This is a genomic window from Bacillus sp. LR_5 (assembly GCF_042709275.1).
Genome location: NZ_JAVAXX010000401.1, coordinates 1 through 4,354, shown reverse-complemented (window position 1 = coordinate 4,354; position 4,354 = coordinate 1). Strand labels below are relative to the sequence as shown.

The following is a 4,354-nucleotide window of genomic DNA, read 5'->3' as shown; positions in this document are numbered from 1 at the left end:
GAATTCTCGGCGGTTTTTTTATGTTTTAGAGATCAAAATAAAGCCTCACCATATCGCGGCATTGAATGCCGTTTTCAAAGATCTCCTCATCATAGTGTCTAATAAAAAAATCATGATCGATCGCCTGAAGGCGGAATCCGCATTTTTGATAAAGAGACAGCTGATGGATGCTGGAATTTCCAGTGCCAATCTCAATCACCTTTGCTCCCATTTGTTTCGCTTTTTCAATGGCATCGCGGATAAGAAGCTTGCCAATGCCCTGTTTTTGCATTGTTGGTTTTACTGCGATGTTAACGATTTCTACGGTTTGCGGTCTGGTTGTGATCATCACGTATACACCAGCCAGCTCGCCCGATATATAGGCAGTGTAGCATTCTCCTCTGGTTATGTATTCATCAACAATCTCTTTCGACGGATCGGCGAGCAGCAGAAGCTCATACAGCGCTTGGTTATAGTTTGTAGCTTTTTGAATGGTGAGCTGTTGCATCATTATTCCACCTTTTCATATGTTTATAGAGATATTTTTGTGATTTCCTCCAATTTCATACCATTCTATTATAAAATATGTAACATAGGAAATCTGTACAAATTAGTGGATAGAAAATAGGAGGAAAGTCACATGTTTTGTAAGGAATGCGGTCAAAAAAATAATGAAGGAGCCAAGTTTTGTAAAGAATGCGGCACCCCGATCGGAGAGAGTAGCAGACAGGCACATAAAGAAACAGCAAGTAATGCTGAAACGAGGCAGGCTCCTCGAAAACCAATCCCTAAGAAGACCATCGTTTTATGGGGCAGCATTGCCGCAGCGTGCATCATATTATTCGCCGCATATAAAACCGGAGCGTACTTTACTTCAAAGGATAGGTTAGTCGACAAATTTGAACAGGCTGTAAATAATGAGGATAAAGAGCAAATCGCGTCTCTCCTTACGCCGGTAAATGACAAGCTCAAGCTGACTAAAAATAATGTAAAACCGTTTCTTACCTATTTAAAGGACCATCCTGACAAAAAAGATGAGCTTTTTGCATCGCTGCGTGCTGAAACAGCCCAAAAGGATATCGTATATGCGGAGAAAGACGGGAAAAGCGTGCTAGTATTTGACCATTATGACTTAAAGATAGCACCTGTTTATTTTGAAGTGACCAGCAATTATAAAAATACCGATTTATATGTCAACAAAGAGGAAGCCGGATCTGTAAAGAAGGCGGATCAAGCACAAACCCTCGGTCCGTACATTCCCGGTGACTATACAGTCTCAGCCAAACTGAAAAACGATGTAGTCGATCTTGTGAAAAAGGAAGACATTCAGGCGGTTGGCGATAATAGCTTTCGTGTGGATCTCTCATTGGAAGCTGACGATGTGACATTCAGCTTAGCGGATGACATTAAAAGCGGGAAGGGAGATTTGCTGATTAACGGCAAGTCGATTCATAAAGACCCGTTCAAATCCGTAACATACGGCCCGCTTCTGACAGACGGATCCATGACGGCTTCGGTCGAAGCAGAGTTTCCATGGGGAAAAACAAAAACAGCGGGCGTTCCGATTGATCATAAAGAAATGGAATTAACGTTAATTCCTGATCAAGATACTCAGGAAACGATGATGAACACGATCGTCAAAACAACAAAACAGTACTCAAAAGCGCTATCAGATGGGAATACAGCCCAGATGACAGAGGCTAGTGCCAAATGGAAAGCAGAGACGAAGGATACCGTCGATTCTATGAAAAACACGGATTCATACTTAAAAGATAAATACTTAGAAACTGATTTTGACCTAGATACATTCGCGCTCTCTCAGAAAAACGACGGGACATGGCAGGTATCGGTAAATGGGAAAGAACTTCACCAGTCTTCTTCGTATAACGACTATTCTAATCCTGAAATGACTGATGACAGCCCGAGTTACGAATATCTCCTTTCATATGATAAAAAACAGAAAAAATGGATTTTCGAAAATGCAGAATCAACATTTGAATCTGCCGGAACAAATGTAAAGAAAATCAAAAATGATAAACCGGAGACGTACACATCCGCCTGGGAAGGCTCAAAAAATAAAGACAGTAAAAGGTCAACAAGCGGTGATGTTACAGATGAACAAGTGACATTATTTATGGGCAGTTATCTGCAAGGTCAGGCAGATGCCGTGAATCAAAATAATTTCTCGCTGATGGAAGACAGCCTTGAAAAAGGCAGTTCCCTTTATTCCGACCAGCAGCACCTCGTGGCGAAATTAAATAAAGAGGGGACAACAGAAGATTTTAATAACTATGAAGTGAAAAGCTGGAGCCAAAATGGATCAGCGATTACGGTTAAAACGTATGAAGAATTCTACATCACAAAATCAGGCGGCAGTCCAAAGCTCAGAACATATAACTGGACCTATACCGGCGTAGTGAAGAACGGAAGAATTTACTTAACGTCTATTCAATAAAATAACCCCATCACCAGCAGGTGATGGGGTTGTTTTTAAAAGAGCATATAACGGAAAATCTCTTTCATATAGTGTTCGATAATAAGCTGAAATGTAACGCATGTGATCAGATAAATTACAATCGTTGAGTAAATGATATCAACCTTTCCTTTATATGAATGCTGGTAACTGCTCAGCATCGCAGGAGGAATGGCAAAGAATGCACCGATTAAACCAACAGCTAACACGGTGAAGCATATGTCTGTATGTAATAAAAAGAATAAAAGGGCAATAATCAAAATAGCCGTAAATGGAATGAGAAACGCACCAAATCTGGAAAATGAATCTTTGAAAGATACTGGGTTTCCCGCGATTTTTAAGGCGAAAAAGATCAATGCATGCAAACCGAAAATAAACAGGGCAAAGTAAATGGTTGGCTCTAAAAAGACTGCTGTAAAGCTTACGCTGCCGGGACCGTCTGAAAAAAGAATATAAAACATCAAAGGGGTCAGCAAACTGAAAAGAACCAACGTAATTATCGCGCTGATCAGCTGCTCTCCGCCTGTTGTTTTACATTCCTGATAAGGGCGTTTCAGGACGGCCAGGACAAAAGATCCGAACTGCTTTGCTGCTTGTTTTGCAGCGGCTCCGGTTTGCGCTGCCTGCTGTTGGCCTGATTGACCAGGGAGCGGTGATCCGCATTTCTCACAAAACTTTCCGCCATCTGTTTGATGGCCGCATTGAGGACAATACATAAAATAACTCCTTTAGCTGTAATATAGGTAAAATAGACTACTAGTTTTATTATAAAAGAAAAAAGTTGTAAAGTAACCAATATTCATACAAAAATACCACACAAAAAAGACACGAGCCCAATACCAGCTGTGTCTTTTTTTATGCTAGTTATTAAATATTTTTCAAATACATCTCCAAAATCCTTCCTTAAGATGATACTGCGAGCGAACGGATGTCAGCCAAGTGAATCTGATTTCGGCCAGTTCTTTATATTGAGAAACAATGTTGATGTGTTCAGGACGGGTGTGATGAAGAATAGTCACGGCTTTATCTAAGCTTTGTTCCGCTTGATTGATTAAAATATCATTTTCATAGATTGTTTTGGCGATGCGAAGCAGTGCTTTATATAGGCCTTTTAACTTTAAAACCGAGATGAACGTCATTACCAGACTGATGGGATTAATCTTGGCGGTCGTTGCGGTCGGAATGATTGGTGCCGGGCTGAAAGGCATGTTTCCGATCTTAACGTCATAATGCAAAAAGCAGTTCCCTTACTTCAGGGAGCTGCTTTCTTTTGTTTTCGGCACGTATTGAAAGACTTCCTCACTCTCGAAAAATTCAATCAATCTGCTCAGCCAGTCATAGTAATGAAGCCATTCTCTTAGTTCATTCAGCAGCTGATTGACTTTCTCTTCCGCTTCGGGGGTAAGCCCGTCCCTTTGTAAAAGATCAGTCAGCTCCCGGTTTAATTTTTTATACAGCACTTTGTTTTTGCTCACGACCTTTGTCCAATTCGCCGCAAATAAAGAAATGAAGGTTTGATAATAATCCTGCTCGACGTCATAAAGGTCTTTTCGTACGCCTTTTTCAAACACCTTTTCGGCAATATTGGCATCGATCATTTCACGGACAACCTGGCTCATCCGTGTTTTGCTCATGCCCGTTGCCTCAGAGAGCTCGCTTAATGTCATCGGTTTTCGATTCATATAAATAATTCCAAGCACACGCCCGACAGTTGAAGGCATTCCAAACGTATGCATATTATCGGCAATCTTCTCAATGAGATGCTCTTCAGCATGTTCAATGATGTCGAGAGCAGTTTTTTCCACAGCTGATCATCCCTTCAAATGGCAATTGATGGTGTCAATATATCATATTTCTGCCAGTTGTTGAAAATAGCTGAATGCAGAGGAAGAGGGAGGTATC

Annotated in this window: 4 protein-coding genes and 2 pseudogenes; 2 read left to right on the top strand and 4 right to left on the bottom strand. The window is 41.0% G+C overall.

The genetic code is table 11. The annotated features are described in order from the left end of the window. Positions 1-25 precede the first annotated feature (25 nt). A complete protein-coding gene (locus RAC86_RS35775; protein WP_072565278.1) occupies positions 26-493 on the bottom strand; it encodes a GNAT family N-acetyltransferase in 468 nt (155 codons plus the stop codon). A gap of 126 nt (positions 494-619) precedes the next feature. On the opposite strand from RAC86_RS35775, the gene RAC86_RS35770 reads away from it, so the two are divergent. Then, positions 620-2,434 (top strand): zinc ribbon domain-containing protein, encoded by a 1,815-nt coding sequence (locus RAC86_RS35770; protein ID WP_072565277.1) that lies wholly within the window; start codon positions 620-622, stop codon positions 2,432-2,434. A 35-nt stretch (positions 2,435-2,469) separates the two neighbouring features. Here RAC86_RS35770 and RAC86_RS35765 read toward each other — a convergent pair whose 3' ends face one another. Then, a complete protein-coding gene (locus tag RAC86_RS35765; RefSeq protein WP_014115196.1) occupies positions 2,470-3,168 on the bottom strand; it encodes a zinc ribbon domain-containing protein in 699 nt (232 codons plus the stop codon). A gap of 152 nt (positions 3,169-3,320) precedes the next feature. Then, positions 3,321-3,570 (bottom strand): annotated as a pseudogene (locus RAC86_RS35760) (YvbH-like oligomerization domain-containing protein); the annotation flags it as partial. A 1-nt stretch (position 3,571) separates the two neighbouring features. On the opposite strand from RAC86_RS35760, the pseudogene RAC86_RS35755 reads away from it, so the two are divergent. Further along, positions 3,572-3,682, top strand: a pseudogene (locus RAC86_RS35755) (MarC family protein); the annotation flags it as partial. Between the two features lie 17 nt (positions 3,683-3,699). Here RAC86_RS35755 and opcR read toward each other — a convergent pair. Then, positions 3,700-4,257 (bottom strand): opuC operon transcriptional regulator OpcR, encoded by a 558-nt coding sequence (gene opcR, locus RAC86_RS35750; protein WP_014115194.1) that lies wholly within the window; start codon positions 4,255-4,257, stop codon positions 3,700-3,702. Positions 4,258-4,354 lie beyond the last annotated feature (97 nt).

What these genes read in the sequence shown, in the direction of transcription:
- RAC86_RS35770 (WP_072565277.1), top strand. Translation starts at nt 620, where the DNA reads ATGTTTTGTAAGGAATGCGGTCAAAAAAATAATGAAGGAGCCAAGTTT.
- RAC86_RS35765 (WP_014115196.1), bottom strand. Translation starts at nt 3,168, where the DNA reads ATGTATTGTCCTCAATGCGGCCATCAAACAGATGGCGGAAAGTTTTGT.